Genomic DNA, 16,823 nt, shown 5'->3' with positions numbered 1-16,823 from the left:
ATGCAGTGCAAACCATGATCCCGACGCTGGACATCACCGAGCGTCCGGCCCCGGCCCCGCGTGCCAAGGTCGAAGCCGGCGTCAAGCTGCGCGGCGCCGAGAAGGTTGCACGCATCCCGGTGAAAATCATCCCGACCACCGAACTGCCGAAGAAGCCCGACTGGATCCGCGTGCGCATCCCGGTTTCGCCGGAAGTCGACCGTATCAAGGCCCTGCTGCGCAAACACAAGCTGCACAGTGTGTGCGAAGAAGCTTCCTGCCCGAACCTGGGCGAGTGCTTCTCCGGCGGCACCGCCACCTTCATGATCATGGGTGACATCTGCACCCGTCGTTGCCCGTTCTGCGACGTTGGCCACGGTCGGCCGAAGCCGCTGGACGTCAACGAGCCGGAAAGCCTGGCGATTGCCATTGCCGACCTGAAACTCAAATACGTGGTGATCACTTCCGTAGACCGCGACGACCTGCGTGACGGCGGTGCCCAGCACTTTGCCGACTGCATCCGCGAGATCCGCAAGCTGTCGCCGAACGTGATGCTCGAAACCCTGGTGCCGGACTACCGCGGCCGCATGGACGTCGCGCTGGAAATCACCGCGGCCGAGCCACCGGATGTGTTCAACCACAACCTGGAAACCGTGCCACGCCTGTACAAGGCCGCGCGTCCGGGTTCGGACTACCAGTGGTCGCTGACCCTGCTGCAAAAATTCAAGCAGATGATGCCGCACATCCCGACCAAGTCCGGCCTGATGCTGGGCTTGGGCGAGACCGACGAAGAAGTCATCGAAGTCATGAAGCGCATGCGCGAACACGACATCGACATGCTGACCCTGGGCCAGTACCTGCAACCGTCGCGCAGCCACTTGCCGGTGCAGCGTTTCGTGCACCCGGACACCTTCGCCTGGTTCGCCGAGGAAGGTTACAAGATGGGCTTCAAGAACGTGGCTTCGGGCCCGCTGGTACGTTCCTCGTACCACGCCGATGAGCAAGCCAAGCTGGTCAAGGCAAGCCTGGTTTCGTAAGCGCTTCCCCTCTGTAGGAGCAGCCGAACTGCTCCTACAGAGTTTCCCTCCTTTTCTCCCTTCTGTTTGCAACCATCACTGGCTAGAGTGCCTGGGTATCCAACCACGGAGAACCATGGATGACGACTCAACTCTCGGCTGCCGTGCCTGCCCTGCGCCCCGAAGGCGTCATTGGCCTGATCGCTCCCGCCGGCCCTGCCGCACTGGATGTTGTAAAAGCCGGCCAGTGGATGCGCGCCCGTGGCCATGAGCTGCGCATATTTCCCGGTGTGTATGAGCGCGATGGCTACCTGGCCGGCAGCGACGAGGTGCGCCTGCGCGATTTGCATGCGGCGTTTGCCGATCCCGAAATCGATGCCATCTTCTGCCTGCGGGGCGGTTATGGCACCCCGCGATTACTGGACACGCTCGATTTCGACCTGATTGGTGCCAACCCCAAGCCATTTGTGGGGTACAGCGACATCACCGCATTGCACCTGGCCATCAACCGCTACGCGGGTTTTGTGACCTTTCATGGGCCAATGCTCAACGCTGACCTGCTCGGTGACAAACAGCAGCCCACAGAGTCATCGTTGTTCAGCATGCTGCGCGGGCAACTGAGCGAGTGCAGCGTGCTGGCACACCCGGTTGCTTATCCGCTGACCACGATTGAGCCGGGTATCGCTTGCGGGCGTTTGCTCGGTGGCAACCTGTCGATGATTGCAGCGGTGATGGGCACGGCGTTTGAGATCGACGCGGAAGGCATCATTCTGTTTATCGAAGACGTCAACGAGCCGCTCTACCGAATAGACCGGCTGCTGACCCATTTGCGCCTGGCGGGCAAGCTGTGCCAGGTCGCCGGTGTGCTGGTCGGGGATGTATCGGGTGTGGACAAGGCGGCGTTGGAGCGGCTGCTCAAGCAGACCTTCGAGCCGCTGTGTATTCCGGTGTTATCCGGCTGGCGCAGTGGGCACTGCGACCCGAACCTGACGCTGCCGCTGGGCGCGCTGGTGCGGTTGGATGCGGGGGAGCAGCAGTTGGTGTTGGAGCAGGATGTAGTGTTCAAGCCCTGAGAGTCGATCGTTCCCACGCTCTGCGTGGGAATGCATCCTGTGACGCTCCGCGTCACCCCCTCAAGAGCAGACGCAGAGCGTCCAAGGCGGCATTCCCACGCAGAGCGTGGGAACGATCGTGTCCTCAGCGGCTCTGCAACGACTCCAGCAGCTTCACCGTCGGATACCCATCCGCGGGCCAACCCAACGACTGCTGCGCCGCCCGAATCGCCTTGCGCGTGTTGGCGCCGATAATCCCGTCCGGGTTGCCCGCTTCATAGCCTTTGGCGCTGAGCACTGTTTGTAAATCGATGCGCTGAGAGCGACTCAGCGGCAGCTCATCCTTGGGCCAATCGCCACGAATCACACCACCGCCACCAAACCGCTCAGAGAGCAGGCCCACGGCCAGCGCGTAGGACGATGAGTTGTTGTACTTGAGGATCGCGCGGAAGTTATCCAGCACCAGGAATGCCGGGCCACGATAGCCGGCCGGCAGCAGCAGGGCGGCAGACAGTTGCTCGACGTTGGGTGGCATGCTCGCGCCAGGTGGCAGCTGAATGCCGAGCCTCATCCACTCGCCAACGCTCTTGCGGATGCCGCCGTCGGCCAGGGCGTAATCGAAGTTCGCCGGCAGTTGTTTCACCTCAAAGCCCCACGGCTGGCCACGCTGCCAGCCGGAGCTTTGCAGGTAGTGCGCAGTGGAGGCCAGGGCGTCGCCCGGGCTGTTCCAGATATCGCGGCGACCGTCGCCATCGAAATCCACGGCATGGGTGTTGTAGGTGGTCGGGATGAACTGGGTCTGGCCCATGGCCCCGGCCCACGAACCTTTCATCTGGTCGGCAGAGATATCGCCATGCTGGATGATCTGCAGCGCCGCCAGCAGTTGCGCCTGGGCAAACGCCGGGCGGCGGCCTTCATAGGCCAGGGTCGCGAGCGATCGGATCACCGAATTATTGCCCTGGAACTGGCCAAAGTTGCTTTCCATGCCCCACACCGAAACCAGTGCCTGGCGGTCAACGCCATAACGCTCTTCGATGCGTTGCAGGATATCGGCGTACTTGATCAGCAAGGCTTGGCCATTACGCACGCGTACCGGCGACAGGGCGCCATCGAGGTATTCCCATACCGGGCGGGAAAATTCCGGTTGGCTGCGATCGGCGCGAATCACCGCCATGTCGGGTGTCACGCCGGCAAAGGCGTTATCGAAAACGGCGGGTGTGATCCCCGCGCTCAGGGCTTGCGCACGAAAGCCAGCCTGCCATTCGGCAAAGGTCTGGGTCGGCTGGATATCAAGATTGTCCACGGCCAAAGGGGGGACCACGGCAGGCGCGACGGCCGGCACGGTCTGGAGCTTTGGCAGGGGTTGCGCGTCCGCGGCGGTGGGTTTCTCGGCGCAGGCGACAAGCAGAATGAGGCTGGAGGCAGCGATCAGTTGGCGAAGGTGCCAACGACGGGAAAGGCTAGAGGGCATGCACAGGTCCAGGGATTACAAATCAAGTACCGACCTTATCATGCCGGAGGGGCACTTGCCTTCAGGCAGCCAGAAAGTAAGAAGCCTCCCAGCTATTAGACTGGAAGGCTTCGCGGCGGTAGCTGCCTTTGCCCTTGCCGGCGCGTTCCTGACGGCTGCGGAACAGTGGCTGGGCGATGATGGATTTGGCCTTGTTGGGGCCATGCTTAGATGGCTTTTTGCTCATGTTCATTGCTCTCTTGAGGTGGGGTGAAGCGGTGCAAATCATCTGCCGAAGTGGCGCGGCTGTAAAGCCCGGCGAGTTTCAAGACGTGTAAACGGGATCTAAATGTGGGAGCGGGCTTGCTCGCGAATGGGTTGTGTCAGTCACTGAGTTTGTTGACTGACACACCGCATTCGCGAGCAAGCCCGCTCCCACATTGGGACTGTGGTGCTTACGAGAGAGGGGGTTATTCGGCAGGCAGTGTCAGACGTTGGCCAGACATCAACAGTGACAAACGGCTCAGGCTCATCCACGGCGAGCCCGCCGCCTGGCCTTTGATCTGCGCATCGATGCGCTGCGCTTCCAGCAACAGCTGCGCCCAGCGTTGCGCCGAATGGCGTTGCAGGGCTTTGCTCATCAGGGGTTTGCGCTTGTCCCACACCGGCGGCCTGGCCTGGCTGAAGCACTTGTCCAGCGGCGTGCCTTGGCTGTATTGCAGGGCAATATTGGCCAACACTCGCAGCTCTCGAGCCAGCGCCCACAGAATCACCGGGGGTTCCACGCCTTCGCCGCGCAAGCCTTCGAGCATGCGCAGGGCGTGGGCGGGCTCGCCATTGAGAATCGCGTCCACCAACCCGAACACATCAAAGCGCGCGCTATCAGCGACTGCGCCCTGGACGGTTTCGACGGTGATCTGCCCGTCTTCGGCCATCAGCTTGAGCTTTTCGATCTCCTGGGCGGCGGCAAGCAGGTTGCCCTCGACCCTGGCGGCGATCAGCTCGACGGCATCTTGCGTTGCCGACAGCCCTGATTGCGACAGGCGCTGACGTATCCACTGCGGCAGCTGGTTGCTGTCCACTGGCCAGATCTGAATGAACTGGGTTTGCGGGCCTTCTACCAGCGCCTTGCCCCACTTGGTTTTCTGCGCGCTGCCATCGAGCTTGGGCAAGCTGATCAGCAGCACCGTGTCCTCAGCGGGGCGTGAGCAGTATTCCATCAATGCCGCCGCGCCCTTGTCGCCGGGCTTGCCCGAAGGCAGGCGCAGTTCCAGCAGGCGTTTCTCGGCGAACAACGACATGCTCGCACCGGCTTGCAGCAGCGTGCCCCAGTCGAAACTGGCGTCGGCGCTGAACACCTGGCGTTCATCGAAGCCTTGCCGGCGTGCGGCGCTGCGAATCGCGTCGGCCGCCTCCTGGCACAGCAACGGGTCATCACCGCTGACGATATACACAGGCGCAAGGCCACCTTGCAGGTGCTTGGCGAGTTGGGCGGGGGCAAGTTTCATAGGCGGGGCGAACGGGGCGCCAGGGGCGCCCCGTCTGGCTTACTCGACAGGGACTTCGGCAGGCGATTGTTTCGGCGTGTTGTCTTCGTATTCCTGCGCAGCTTTCAGGGCGTCGGCGTCAGCCTTGGCCTTGTTGTCGGCGGTCAACTGCAAGGCGGCGAGTTTTTCCGGCGTCAGCTGTTGCAGGCGAATCATCAGGCGCTGGATCAGCTCACGACGCATTTCCTTGCGAACCTGGATGATCTCCGAGTCCGAGCCCACCAGGTTGTTACCGTCGTGGCTGACAACTTTCTGCACTTCAATCTTGTCACCCATCAATGGCAGGTGGTCGCGACCTTGCAGTTCATAGACGACCAGGGTGTTCAGCTCAATGTCCGACGCACGGCCGGCACTGGCGTAGCTGAGGTTACGCTGGGTTTCTTTCTCGTCCACCAGGTTCAGTTTGTAAGTGGCGCCGGAGCCCACGCGTACACCGCTGCTTTCCAGGGTCTGGCGCAGTTGGGTCAAGGTATCGCCGTAGGCGTTGCGCGCGCTGACGTCGAGTTCCTTGATGCTCAGTTCATTGGTGGCGGTGCCACGCAGCTGGAAGCCGCAAGCGCTCAGCAGCACAGCGAGGCCCATCACCAGCAAATTGCGTTTGATCATTTTGTTGCTCCCCTTGAAACCATGTTGGCCTTATCGAGGCCTTAAAGGTTTAGTTCGGCGCAGGGCTCAAGCCCTGCGCCCGATCCGATTAGCTGGCGACGATGTTGACCAGTTTGCCCGGCACTACGATCACTTTGCGGATCGTCAGGCCTTCGGTAAAGCGCAGCACGTTTTCGTTGATGCGCGCTGCGGCTTCCACGTCTTCACGGCTGGCGCTGGCAGGCATGTCGATCTGGCCGCGCAGTTTACCGTTAACCTGGATAACCAGTTGCAATGTGTCCTGCACCAGCGCGCTGTCATCCTGCACCGGCCAGCGCGCATCGATGACCGCATCGCTATGGCCCAGGCGGCTCCACAGCTCATGGCTGATGTGCGGCGTGATTGGCGCCAGCAGCAACACCACAGCTTCCAGGCCTTCCTGTACCAGCGCGCGGTCCTGTTCGGTGGCTTGCGGGGCTTTTTCCAGCACGTTCATCAGCGTCATCACCTGGGCGATGGCGGTGTTGAACTTGTGGTTCTGGCCCACGTCCTGGCTGGCCTGGCGGATGGCCAGGTGGGTGCTGCGACGGATGGCTTTTTGCTCATCGCTCAGCGACGTCACGTCCAGTTTGCCCGGCAAACCCTGGCTGACATGGGCGTGCGCCAGGCGCCAGACGCGCTTGAGGAAGCGGTGCGAACCTTCAACCCCGGAGTCGGACCATTCGGCGCTCATGTCGGGCGGCGAGGCGAACATCATGAACAGGCGGCAGGTATCGGCGCCGAACTGATCGATCATCGACTGTGGGTCGACGCCGTTGTTCTTGGACTTGGCCATCTTCTCGGTGCCACCGATTTCCACCGGCAGGCCGTCGGATTTCAGCTTGGCGCTGATTACCTTGGCTTTGCTGTCACGCTCAAGCTCGACGTCCGCCGGGTTGAACCAGGTGTAGGCGCCATTGGCTTCGCGGCGATAGTAAGTCTCGGCGATTACCATGCCTTGGGTCAGCAGGTTCTTGAACGGCTCATCGGAACTCACCAGGCCTTCGTCGCGCATCAGCTTGTGGAAGAAGCGCGCATAAAGCAGGTGAAGAATCGCGTGTTCGATGCCGCCGATGTATTGATCCACCGGCAACCAGTGGTCGGCTGCGGATTTTTCTACCAGGCCGCCTTCATAGTGTGGCGAGGCGTAGCGGGCGTAATACCACGAGGACTCGACGAAGGTGTCCATGGTGTCAGTTTCACGCTTGGCAGGTGCGCCGCATTTAGGGCACGTGCACGCGTAGAACTCGGGCATGCGCGCCAATGGCGAACCGGCGCCATCGGGCACCACATCTTCAGGCAAGACCACCGGCAACTGGTCTTGCGGCACCGGCACGTCACCGCAGGTTTCGCAGTGGATGATCGGGATCGGGCAGCCCCAGTAGCGCTGGCGGCTGATGCCCCAGTCGCGCAGGCGGAACTGGGTGCGCGAGGCACCGAGGTTTTTCTTGATCAAGGCAACTTCGATGGCGTCGAAGGCACCCTGGAAGTCCAGGCCGTCGAACTCACCGGAGTTGATCAGCGTGCCGTGCTCGCCGTAGGCGTCTTGCCACGGGGCCGGGTTGGTCTCGCCGGAACTGGTACGCACCACGGATTTGATCGGCAGGCTGTACTTGGTGGCGAACTCGAAATCGCGCTCGTCGTGGGCCGGCACAGCCATGACTGCGCCATCGCCGTAGTGCATCAACACGTAGTTGGCGACCCACACCGGCAGTTTTTCGCCCGTCAGTGGGTGCTCGACGAACAGGCCGGTCGGCAGGCCTTTTTTCTCTTGGGTGGCAACGTCGGCTTCGGCCACGCTGCCGCCTTTGCATTCGGCGATGAACGCTTGCAGCTCAGGATTGTTCTGTGCGGCCTGGGTGGCCAGCGGGTGCTCGGCGGCCACGGCCACGTAAGTCGCGCCCATCAGGGTATCGGGGCGGGTGGTGAAGACTTTGAGTGCGCCGGCTTCGCCGATCGAATCGACGTTGTACGGGAACTGCACTTCCATGCCCTTGGATTTGCCGATCCAGTTACGCTGCATGGTCTTGACCTGTTCAGGCCAGCCCGGCATGTCATCGAGGCTCGACAAGAGTTCATCGGCGTAGGCCGTGATCTTGAAGTAGTACATCGGGATCTGGCGCTTTTCGATCACCGCGCCGGAACGCCAGCCGCGACCGTCGATGACTTGCTCGTTGGCCAGTACGGTCTGGTCGATCGGGTCCCAGTTCACGGTACCGTTTTTACGGTAAATCACGCCTTTTTCGAACAGGCGCGTGAACAGCCACTGTTCCCAGCGGTAGTAATCGGGCTTGCAGGTGGTCACTTCACGGGACCAGTCCACCGCCAGGCCCAGGCTGCGCAGCTGGGTTTTCATGTAGGCGATGTTTTCGTAGGTCCACTTGGCGGGCGCCACGTTGTTTTTCATCGCGGCGTTTTCCGCCGGCATGCCGAAGGCGTCCCAACCCATAGGTTGCAGGACGTTTTTGCCGAGCATGCGCTGGTAGCGGGAAATTACGTCGCCGATGGTGTAGTTACGCACGTGCCCCATGTGTAGCTTGCCGCTGGGGTAAGGGAACATCGATAGGCAGTAGTAAGTCTCCTTGCCTGGCTGTTCACTGACTTCAAAGGACTTTTGCTCGTCCCAGAAGGTTTGGGCGGCATTTTCTATTTCACGGGGCTGATATTGTTCGTGCATGGCTACTTTTGAACTGAATAGGGGTGGCCTAATCCTCTTCGGTACAACATTCAGGTTGATCGACACCAAAAAGCGGCGCGTCCGTGCCCAAACCCTGCGGGAAGTGGAGTTACAGGAAGCGCCGTAGCATACATGACCCCACTCTATCGAGGGAAACCCTGATTGCGCGGCAAGGGCCGTCTGTCGCGGCGCGAGGCAGGCGCAGCCACGGGGACTACGCTGTTTATTGGGGAGTGAGTCTTATCTTCAATGAGGTGAGGGGATGGTTGAATCGCAGCGAACTTTAATGAAACCGCAATTGTATGAAGGACTGATCGACCGTTTGGGTCGGGCATTGGATGCCGCAAGAACCGCAGGCCGATTGCTTGATGAGCGGCCTCTGGAGCTGGAGTTGCGAGGCTTGAGCCAGGCTGAACTTGAATTGATCAAGGGCTACCTGGAATTGAATCACCACCGTGCCTCCGAGGAACGGGCTGCCCCGCCCGCCCAAGAGCCTTTGCGTTCGGCCAAGGTGATCTGGCTGAAAGATGTGTCTGCGGCTCGCGGTCCCGACAAACGTCGGGCCGCACGGTAAACGTGGAGCACCACGTTAACCTTTGAGTCGTCTCGAAACAGGTTGGTAAAGATTGTCGCTGAACCCCGTTGCATCTAGGCTTCGGGCATCTTTGGAGATGCCCGATGCCTTTTCGTTATTTCATTAAACAATTGCTCTTGCCGCCCGGCCTTTTTTTGCTGCTGCTGGCGCTTGCCTGGTGGTTGCGTAAAAGTCGCCCGCGCCTGGCCGGATGCTGCTTTGCCGTGGGGTTCGGCGGGCTGTGGTTGATCAGCCTGCCGGTGATGGTGCAATGGGGCGCGCATGCCTTGGAGACCGAGCCGCCGTTGGCCCGTGAAGAATGGGCGACGCTGGCCCAGCGCGCCGATGCAATTGTGGTGTTGGGCTCTGGGCGTGAGCGCGGCGACCCTGCGTGGGGCACCGATCAACCCACCGGTACAGGGCTTGAGCGCCAGCGTTATGCCGCGCGTCTGGCCAAGGCCTCTGGTTTGCCGGTGCTGACCAGCGGCGGCTTGCACTACGGCACGCCACCCAGCGAGGCCGAGCTGATGGCGGTGTCGATGCAGGATGACTTCGGCGTCACCGTGCGCTGGAAAGAAGAGCGCAGCCGCACCACTTGGGAAAACGCGCAGATGAGCGCCGACATCCTGTTGCCGCAAGGCATCAAGCGCGTGGTGGTAGTGACCCAGGCTTGGCATATGCCGCGTGCGGTGTGGAGCTTCGAGAAGGCCGGCTTTGCCGTGGTGCCGGGGCCGGTGGGCTTTTTGGGCGTGGACAATGCGCGGCCACTGGGCGGCTGGATGCCGGAGTTCGTGTCGGTGTGGCGCAGCGGGCAGTTGATCAATGAGGCGGTGGGGCAGGTGGGGTATCGGGTGTTTTACCGGTAAGCAGAAGCACCGCAGGTCAAGTGTGGGAGCTGGCTTGCCTGCGACGGCGTCGTGTCAGTTGGCCGGTTTTTAGCTGGCCCACCGCTATCGCAGGCAAGCCAGCTCCCACATTGGTCTTATGCCGTTCGTTAGACCGTTTTCGACATCCGCCCCGCCAGCAGCGCCCAGCCGAACAAGCCCAGGCACACAATGATCAACGGCCACGAGCGCCATTGCAGGTACGGCGTCAGGTTGTGCATCGGCACCACTTCGCCGTAGAGAATCCCGCGTTCAAACTGCGGGATCTGCGCGGTGATCTGCCCGAACGGGTTGATCAGGCCGGTCACGCCATTGTTGGTGGCGCGGATCATCCAGCGACCAGCCTCCAACGCACGCATCTGCGCCATTTGCAGGTGTTGCAGCGGGCCAATGGAGCGGCCGAACCAAGTGTCGTTGCTGATGGTCAGCAGTAAATCGCTCTGGGCCGACAGGCCTGCGGCGAATTCCGGGTACACCACTTCATAGCAAATGAACGGCGCAATCTGATAACCCTTGGCCTGCAGCATCGCCTGATCGGACGGGCCGCGGGCGAAGTCCGACATCGGCAGGTCAAAGAAAGCGATCAGCCCGCGCAGCATGTCTTGCAACGGCACGTACTCACCAAACGGCACCAGTTTTTGCTTGAGGTAAGTGCCTTCGCCTTCGCCCACCACGGTGATGCCGTTGAAGTAGCGCTTCTGGTGGTGCACTTCCTGGCGGATCGGTACGCCGGTGATCAGCGCGGTGTGCCGGTCGGCGGCAAACTTGCCCATCATGCCCAGGTAACCTTCGACGGATTCCTTGAGCACCGGCACCGCGGTTTCCGGCCATACCAGCAGGTCTACCGGCTTGGAGCTGAAGCTCATGTCGCGGTACAGCGCCAACTGCGCGTCGATCTGCGCGGGGTCCCACTTCATGCTCTGTTCGACATTGCCCTGAATCGCCGCCACGGTCAGCGGTGCGCCGGAGGGCGAGGTCCAGGCATGATGCTTGAGCGCCAGGCCGATGGCCCAGGGTGCAACCAACAACACCAAGCCTGCGCCGATGAAGCCGTTGCGCTTGCTTGCCAGCAGGCGTGGCAAGTTGCACAGCACGGCAGCCGTCAGCGCCAGGGCAAAGGAGATCAGCCACATGCCGCCCAGTGGCGCCAGGCCGGTGAGCGGGCCATCGAGTTGGCTGTAACCGGAGTACAGCCAAGGGAAACCCGTCAGGAACCAACCACGAAACGCTTCCTGGCCAACCCACAGCGCCGCAAAGGTCAGCGCATCGGCCACCGGCGCCTCATTACGACGCAGCCAGCGTGCCCACAGCCAAGCGGGCAGGGCGAAGAACCAGGCAATCGCGGCGGTAAACAGCAGCATCAAAAAGCCAGCCAGCAACACCGAAGCACCGCCGAAATGGTGGATGCTGTAGTAGATCCAGCTGGTACCGGCGCCAAACAGGCCAAAACCGAAGCACCAACCACGGCCCAGGGCCTGGCGTGGCGTCAGCTCGCGCAGGCCGACGTAGAACAGCCCGACGGCCAGCAGCGCAAATGGCCACAGATCGAAGGGCGCCAGCGCCAGGGTAGTGACGGCGCCAGCCACCGCGGCCAGCAGGTTACCGGGCCAGCCGGGTGCAATCAGACGGCGCATATCAGTCCTTAGCGGGCAATAGGTGTCAGGCGGATCAAGTGAATCCGGCGGCTATCGGCATTCAAGATGCGAAAGCGATAAGCGCCAATCTCGGTGGTTTCGTTACGTTTTGGCAGGTGCCCGAACGCACTCATCACCAAACCGCCCACGGTGTCGAACTCATCGTCGGAGAATTCGCTGTCGAAGAACTCGTTGAAGTTCTCGATCGGCGTGAGCGCCTTGATCAGGAAATCACCGCTGGGCAGCGGCTTGATGTAGCTGTCTTCTTCGACGTCGTGCTCGTCTTCGATGTCGCCGACGATTTGCTCAAGCACGTCTTCGATGGTCACAAGACCGGCCACGCCGCCGTATTCGTCGATCACAATGGCCATGTGATTGTGGTTGGCGCGGAACTCGCGCAGCAGCACATTCAGGCGCTTGGATTCAGGCACGAAGGTGGCCGGGCGCAGCAAGTCCTTGATGTTGAAGCTGTCGCCGTTCTCCTTGAGGATCAGTGGCAGCAGGTCCTTGGCCAGCAGGACGCCCATGACGTCGTCATGGCTTTCACCGATCACCGGGTAGCGCGAGTGCGCCGAGTCGATCACGGCCGGGAGGAATTCCCGTGGGGTCTGGGTCGCCTTGATGCTGATCATCTGCGAGCGCGGGACCATGATGTCCCGTACCTGCAGGTCAGCCACCTGGATGGCGCCTTCGACGATGGCCAGCGCTTCGCTGTCCAGCAACTTGTTCTGATGGGCCTCGCGCAGCAGCTCCAGCAGCTCCTGGCGGTTTTTCGGCTCGTGGGCAAAAGCCTGGGTCAGTTTACCCAGCCATGACTTCTGCCCGTTGCTCGATCGGTCTTCGCTCATAGCGATTACTCTAAATCCTTTGTTGTGTCAGTTATGTGTAGTTTCAGTTTTCGTCGTCTGCATACGGATCAGGGTGACCCAGTTCAGCAAGCAACGTTTGTTCCAGTGTTTCCATTTCGCAGGCTTCGTCATCGTCTATATGGTCGTAACCCAAGAGATGCAAGCAGCCGTGGATGACTAGATGGGCCCAGTGGGCTTCAAGTTCCTTGCTTTGTTCCTTCGCCTCACGCTCCACCACTTCGACGCAGATCACCAGGTCGCCCAGTAACGGGATATCCAGTAACTCATCCGGCACGTCGGCGGGAAAGGACAGCACGTTGGTCGCGTAGTCCTTTTGGCGCCAGGTGTGATTCAGTTCACGGCCTTCGGGCTCGTCCACCAGGCGGATGGTCAGCTCCGAGTCGGCGGTGCGCTGGCGCAGGGCCAGGGCGCACCATTGACGGAACTGCGCTTCGCTGGGGGCGGGCGCTTCGGTGGCCAGCTGCAGGTCTAGCTCAAGCATCGCGGCGCACGTCCTTGGCGGGTGCGTCATCGCGGTGCTCAAAGCGCTCGTAGGCTTCGACAATGCGCTGCACCAACGGGTGGCGAACCACGTCTTTAGGCATGAAATGCGTGAAGCTGATGCCTGGCACGTCCTTGAGCACATCGATCACCTGGGCCAGGCCGGACTTGGTGCCCTTGGGCAGGTCGACCTGGGTGACGTCGCCGGTGATCACGGCGGTGGAGCCGAAACCGATACGGGTGAGGAACATTTTCATCTGTTCGACGGTGGTGTTCTGGCTTTCGTCGAGGATGATGAAGCTGTTGTTCAAGGTGCGACCACGCATGTAGGCCAGCGGGGCGATTTCGATCACTTGGCGCTCGATCAACTTGGCCACGTATTCAAAGCCGAGCATCTCGTACAGCGCGTCGTAGAGCGGGCGCAGGTACGGGTCGATCTTCTGGGCCAGATCGCCGGGCAGGAAGCCAAGCTTCTCGCCAGCCTCGACTGCCGGGCGTACCAGCAGGATGCGGCGCACCTGCTCGCGCTCCAGGGCGTCGACCGCACAGGCCACGGCCAGGTAGGTCTTGCCGGTACCGGCGGGGCCGATGCCGAAGTTGATGTCGTTACCGAGGATTTCCTTGACGTAGCGCTGCTGATTCAAGCCGCGTGGGCGAATCATGCCTTTTTTGGTGCGCAGGGCCACGCTGGCTTCGGCCACCGGGTTGTTGGCCAAGTCTTCCACGGCAGATTCCTGCAGGTACAGGTGCACGGTCTCCGGCGACAGCTCACTCCCCTTGGTTTCGCGGTAGAGGCGGCGCAGCAGGTTTTCTGCAGACGTGGTGTGCTGGGGTTCACCAATAAGCTCGAACTGATTGCCGCGGTTGCGGATCTCGATGCTCAGGCGTTGTTCGATCAGGCGCAGGTGCTCGTCGAACTGTCCGCACAGGTTGGCGAAACGGCGAGCCTCAAACGGCTCGAGGATAAAACGATGGGGTTCTGCTATGGGTGCGTTCAAGGTTGCTTTTAGCCGCCCTTTGGCTGTTTAGGTGAAGGAGAGGATAACGCCAGTGCTCGGCGTGCGAAAGCACTTATATAGTGCTGGCTCACTCTCAAGAACCATGAAAATCCACTGTGGGAGCTGGCTTGCCTGCGATGGCGGTGTGTCAGTGCCAGGTGTGTCGGCTGACCCACCGCTATCGCAGGCAAGCCAGCTCCCACATTTTGATCTTCATCCGGTCAGAGGTCAGTTGATTAGCGACCCCCGCAGCGAGTGCGGTTGCGCCGCATCGATGTGCACATCGGCAAACTGGCCGATCAGGGTGGGCGTGTCGCAGCGGAAGTTGACGATCCGGTTGTTCTCGGTACGCCCTTGCAACTCGCCCGGGTCTTTTTTCGAGTAGTCGGTGACCAGGATGCGCTGGATCGAACCGACCATTTGTCGGCTGATCTCGAAACCTTGCTGGTTCAGGCGATGCTGCAGTGCGTTCAAGCGCTCTTTTTTTAGCGCTTCCGGGGTGTCATCTGCCAGATCGGCAGCCGGGGTGCCCGGACGCTGGCTGTAGACGAAGGAGTAGGAGAAGTCGAAGCCGACGTCTTCGATCAGCTTCATGGTCTGCTCGAAATCTTTCTCGGTCTCGCCGGGGAACCCGACGATAAAGTCCGAGCTGATGCAGATACCCGGCACCGCGGCGCGCAATTTACGCAGCTTGGATTTGTATTCCAGGGCCGTGTGGTTGCGTTTCATGGCCGCCAGAATGCGGTCAGAACCCGACTGCACCGGCAAATGCAGGTGCTTGACCAGCTCCGGTACTTCGGCGTGCGCCTGGATCAGGCTGTCGGAGAACTCCAGCGGGTGCGAGGTGGTGTAGCGAATACGCTCGATGCCGTCCACCGCAGCCACCACGCGGATCAACTCCGCGAGGTCGGCCAGGCGCCCGTCGTGAGTCTGGCCGCGATAGCCGTTGACGTTCTGGCCCAGCAAGGTCACTTCGCGCACGCCGTTTTCGGCCAGGTGGATAATTTCGGCCAGCACGTCGTCAAACGGCCGGCTGACTTCTTCGCCACGGGTGTAAGGCACCACGCAGAAGGTGCAGTACTTGCTGCAGCCTTCCATCACCGACACATAGGCACTCGGCCCGTCGATGCGCGGTTCGGGCAAATGGTCGAATTTTTCGATTTCCGGGAATGACACGTCCACCTGCGGCAGCTTGGTGATGCGTGCGGCGTCGATCATTTCCGGCAGCCTGTGCAGGGTCTGCGGGCCGAAAACCACGTCGACATAGGGGGCGCGGTCGCGGATCGCGGCGCCTTCCTGGCTGGCCACGCAGCCGCCGACGGCGATCACCATGTCCGGGTTGGCCAGTTTCAATTCACGCCAGCGGCCCAGCTGGGAGTACACACGGTCCTGGGCACGCTCGCGGATCGAGCAGGTATTGAGCAGGATGACGTCGGCATCTTCGGCGCGGGCAGTGACTTCCAGGGCCTGGTGTTCGCCCAGCAGGTCGACCATGCGCGAGCTGTCGTACTCGTTCATCTGGCAACCGTGGGTTTCGATGTAAAGCTTCTTGGCCATGGGAATCATCAACTGGAGGTAAAGAACCGCGCATTATAGGGGGCATGCCCATTGGTTCCTAGCGCTGTGCATCGGGTGCCATGCTATAGTTCGCGCCCTCTTTTATATCCCCCATGTGTTATTCGCCCACCATGACCAAACGTGAAGCTCCAATCTACAAGGTGATTTTCCTCAACCAGGGCCAGGTGTTCGAAATGTACGCCAAGCAGATCTATCAAAGTGATCTGTGGGGCTTCCTGGAGGTGGAAGAGTTCGTCTTTGGCGAGCGCACCCAATTGGTCGTCGACCCGGGCGAAGAAAAACTCAAGGCGCAGTTTGAAGGCGTGGTGCGCAGCTTTGTGCCGATGCATTCGATTGTGCGCATCGATGAAGTCGAGCGCCTCGGCACGCCGAAGATCAGCGAGGCACGCGGCACCAGTAATGTGATGCCGTTTCCGATGCCGATGCCGGAAAAGTGACACTGCGCTGGTGACAGGGTGTTGTAAGACACATCTGAAACTTTTCAGTCGCCGTTGACGGTTTGACAGAAAAATAGCAGTTTGTGCCCATGCAGAGAGGACGCCATGAGCACATCCATAAAAAAATCCCTCGAACACCAGTTGTCATCCAAGTCCCAGGCTTATCGGGCGCTGGCGGCCTATATCCTGGCGAACCTCAAAGACCTGCCGTTCGAGAATTCGGCGCAGGTGGCGTACAAGCTCCAGATCAGCGAGTCCACGGTCGGCCGATTCTGCCGGGCGTTGGGCTACAAGCATTTCAAAGACCTTAAACACGAACTCAAAGACGACCTGGGTGACAGCCCATGGCTGATCGGCGACCGGCTGCGGGCGTTCCAGGCAGAAGGCGACGCAAACCCGCTGGCCAACAGCCTGCAACTGGAGATCGCGGCGTTGGTGCGGGTCTACGAGTACACCCGCACCGAGCCTTGGCGCGTGGTGACCTCAAGGCTGGCGCAAAGCCCGCAGGTTTTTGTCGCCGGTTTCGGCACCGAGCGGGGCATCGCCTGCTCCATGGTCCACATGCTGCAATACCTGCGCACAGGCGTGCATCTGGTGGACGGTGCATCAGGGCATTTCGGCGAGGTGTTGCTGGCGCCGTCTGCCGATTCAATGCTGATTGTCTATGAGGCGCGGCGCCATTCCCGCCAGTCTTTACTGCTGTGCCAGGCGGCACGCAAACGCGGCATTGCGGTCACGCTGATAACCGACAACTTTTGTGAGTGGGCCGAGCAAAACGCCAACGAAGTGTTTCGGGTGTCGACCGAATTTGATTTGTTATGGGACTCGACGGCCACCATGTTATCGCTGACTCACTTGTTGATTAACGCTATGTCCAAACAACTGGGACCGGAAATGGAAGAGCACTTGAATGCGATCGCCCAGTTGCATCAGGCGTTTGTGGGTTACACCCAGAGTTGACCGCTTAAGCGTTATTTAACTAACGCTTTTTATTTAACTGTCATTAGCGAACTTATTGGTTCGG

General features: G+C 60.8%; 16 protein-coding genes. 6 read left to right on the top strand and 10 right to left on the bottom strand.

The genetic code is table 11. The annotated features are described in order from the left end of the window. The first annotated feature begins 14 nt into the window (after positions 1–14). A complete protein-coding gene (lipA, locus tag AOA59_RS10315; RefSeq protein ID WP_057444888.1) occupies positions 15–1,016 on the top strand; it encodes a lipoyl synthase in 1,002 nt (333 codons plus the stop codon). Between the two features lie 119 nt (positions 1,017–1,135). Continuing rightward, positions 1,136–2,068, top strand: a complete 933-nt coding sequence (locus AOA59_RS10310) for an LD-carboxypeptidase (RefSeq protein ID WP_068932025.1) — start codon at positions 1,136–1,138, stop codon at positions 2,066–2,068. Positions 2,069–2,192: 124 nt separating this feature from the next. On the opposite strand, the gene AOA59_RS10305 is transcribed toward AOA59_RS10310, so the two are convergent. From AOA59_RS10305 to leuS, 5 genes are all read right to left on the bottom strand, one after another. After that, positions 2,193–3,518 carry a lytic murein transglycosylase gene (locus tag AOA59_RS10305; RefSeq protein ID WP_099487154.1) on the bottom strand — a complete coding sequence of 442 codons (1,326 nt, stop codon included), beginning with the start codon at positions 3,516–3,518 and terminating at the stop codon, positions 2,193–2,195. Between the two features lie 61 nt (positions 3,519–3,579). Beyond that, complete coding sequence (arfA, locus tag AOA59_RS10300; RefSeq protein ID WP_003176285.1) at positions 3,580–3,744, bottom strand: alternative ribosome rescue factor ArfA; 165 nt, start codon at positions 3,742–3,744, stop codon at positions 3,580–3,582. Positions 3,745–3,967: 223 nt separating this feature from the next. Beyond that, positions 3,968–5,005 (bottom strand): DNA polymerase III subunit delta, encoded by a 1,038-nt coding sequence (holA, locus tag AOA59_RS10295; protein ID WP_065911233.1) that lies wholly within the window; start codon positions 5,003–5,005, stop codon positions 3,968–3,970. Between the two features lie 39 nt (positions 5,006–5,044). Then, positions 5,045–5,650, bottom strand: coding sequence for an LPS assembly lipoprotein LptE (gene lptE, locus AOA59_RS10290; protein WP_065911232.1), 606 nt, complete (start codon positions 5,648–5,650; stop codon positions 5,045–5,047). Positions 5,651–5,738: 88 nt separating this feature from the next. Continuing rightward, positions 5,739–8,345 (bottom strand): leucine--tRNA ligase, encoded by a 2,607-nt coding sequence (gene leuS / locus AOA59_RS10285; RefSeq protein ID WP_099487153.1) that lies wholly within the window; start codon positions 8,343–8,345, stop codon positions 5,739–5,741. Positions 8,346–8,607: 262 nt separating this feature from the next. Here leuS and AOA59_RS10280 point away from each other — a divergent pair, with 262 nt between their 5' ends. Both AOA59_RS10280 and AOA59_RS10275 read left to right on the top strand, forming a co-directional pair. After that, on the top strand, positions 8,608–8,919 hold the full coding sequence (locus AOA59_RS10280; RefSeq protein WP_065911230.1) for a hypothetical protein: 312 nt from the start codon (positions 8,608–8,610) through the stop codon (positions 8,917–8,919). Between the two features lie 104 nt (positions 8,920–9,023). Next, entirely contained in the window at positions 9,024–9,785 is a 762-nt protein-coding gene (locus AOA59_RS10275) for a YdcF family protein (RefSeq protein ID WP_065911229.1), read from the top strand. A 128-nt stretch (positions 9,786–9,913) separates the two neighbouring features. Here the strand turns inward: AOA59_RS10275 and lnt are convergent, their stop codons facing one another. From lnt to miaB, 5 genes are all read right to left on the bottom strand, one after another. Next, a complete protein-coding gene (lnt, locus tag AOA59_RS10270; RefSeq protein WP_065911228.1) occupies positions 9,914–11,437 on the bottom strand; it encodes an apolipoprotein N-acyltransferase in 1,524 nt (507 codons plus the stop codon). Between the two features lie 8 nt (positions 11,438–11,445). Continuing rightward, positions 11,446–12,285, bottom strand: a complete 840-nt coding sequence (locus tag AOA59_RS10265) for an HlyC/CorC family transporter (protein WP_010206772.1) — start codon at positions 12,283–12,285, stop codon at positions 11,446–11,448. Between the two features lie 43 nt (positions 12,286–12,328). Beyond that, positions 12,329–12,787, bottom strand: a complete 459-nt coding sequence (gene ybeY / locus AOA59_RS10260) for an rRNA maturation RNase YbeY (RefSeq protein ID WP_099487151.1) — start codon at positions 12,785–12,787, stop codon at positions 12,329–12,331. Next, positions 12,780–13,784, bottom strand: coding sequence for a PhoH family protein (locus tag AOA59_RS10255; protein ID WP_058420190.1), 1,005 nt, complete (start codon positions 13,782–13,784; stop codon positions 12,780–12,782). The genes ybeY and AOA59_RS10255 overlap by 8 nt, the downstream gene beginning before the upstream one ends. Positions 13,785–14,012: 228 nt before the next feature. Further along, a complete protein-coding gene (gene miaB / locus AOA59_RS10250; RefSeq protein ID WP_065911227.1) occupies positions 14,013–15,341 on the bottom strand; it encodes a tRNA (N6-isopentenyl adenosine(37)-C2)-methylthiotransferase MiaB in 1,329 nt (442 codons plus the stop codon). A gap of 131 nt (positions 15,342–15,472) precedes the next feature. Here miaB and AOA59_RS10245 point away from each other — a divergent pair, with 131 nt between their 5' ends. Beyond that, a complete protein-coding gene (locus AOA59_RS10245) occupies positions 15,473–15,799 on the top strand; it encodes a DUF1820 family protein (RefSeq protein ID WP_003194436.1) in 327 nt (108 codons plus the stop codon). A gap of 105 nt (positions 15,800–15,904) precedes the next feature. Beyond that, the gene (locus AOA59_RS10240; RefSeq protein WP_065911226.1) at positions 15,905–16,759 is read left to right on the top strand and encodes a MurR/RpiR family transcriptional regulator; all 855 of its coding nucleotides are present in this window, start codon (positions 15,905–15,907) and stop codon (positions 16,757–16,759) included. Positions 16,760–16,823 lie beyond the last annotated feature (64 nt).

This window comes from Pseudomonas sp. 2822-15 (genome assembly GCF_002742515.1).
Taxonomy (GTDB): Bacteria; Pseudomonadota; Gammaproteobacteria; order Pseudomonadales; family Pseudomonadaceae; genus Aquipseudomonas; species Aquipseudomonas salomonii.
This window is presented reverse-complemented; position numbering and strand designations above follow the sequence as displayed.

Coding starts and splice junctions, on each gene's coding strand:
- lipA (WP_057444888.1), top strand. CDS start 15: ATGATCCCGACGCTGGACATCACCGAGCGTCCGGCCCCGGCCCCGCGT.
- AOA59_RS10310 (WP_068932025.1), top strand. CDS start 1,136: ATGACGACTCAACTCTCGGCTGCCGTGCCTGCCCTGCGCCCCGAAGGC.
- AOA59_RS10305 (WP_099487154.1), bottom strand. CDS start 3,518: ATGCCCTCTAGCCTTTCCCGTCGTTGGCACCTTCGCCAACTGATCGCT.
- arfA (WP_003176285.1), bottom strand. CDS start 3,744: ATGAGCAAAAAGCCATCTAAGCATGGCCCCAACAAGGCCAAATCCATC.
- holA (WP_065911233.1), bottom strand. CDS start 5,005: ATGAAACTTGCCCCCGCCCAACTCGCCAAGCACCTGCAAGGTGGCCTT.
- lptE (WP_065911232.1), bottom strand. CDS start 5,650: ATGATCAAACGCAATTTGCTGGTGATGGGCCTCGCTGTGCTGCTGAGC.
- leuS (WP_099487153.1), bottom strand. CDS start 8,345: ATGCACGAACAATATCAGCCCCGTGAAATAGAAAATGCCGCCCAAACC.
- AOA59_RS10280 (WP_065911230.1), top strand. CDS start 8,608: ATGGTTGAATCGCAGCGAACTTTAATGAAACCGCAATTGTATGAAGGA.
- AOA59_RS10275 (WP_065911229.1), top strand. CDS start 9,024: ATGCCTTTTCGTTATTTCATTAAACAATTGCTCTTGCCGCCCGGCCTT.
- lnt (WP_065911228.1), bottom strand. CDS start 11,437: ATGCGCCGTCTGATTGCACCCGGCTGGCCCGGTAACCTGCTGGCCGCG.
- AOA59_RS10265 (WP_010206772.1), bottom strand. CDS start 12,285: ATGAGCGAAGACCGATCGAGCAACGGGCAGAAGTCATGGCTGGGTAAA.
- ybeY (WP_099487151.1), bottom strand. CDS start 12,787: ATGCTTGAGCTAGACCTGCAGCTGGCCACCGAAGCGCCCGCCCCCAGC.
- miaB (WP_065911227.1), bottom strand. CDS start 15,341: ATGGCCAAGAAGCTTTACATCGAAACCCACGGTTGCCAGATGAACGAG.
- AOA59_RS10245 (WP_003194436.1), top strand. CDS start 15,473: ATGACCAAACGTGAAGCTCCAATCTACAAGGTGATTTTCCTCAACCAG.
- AOA59_RS10240 (WP_065911226.1), top strand. CDS start 15,905: ATGAGCACATCCATAAAAAAATCCCTCGAACACCAGTTGTCATCCAAG.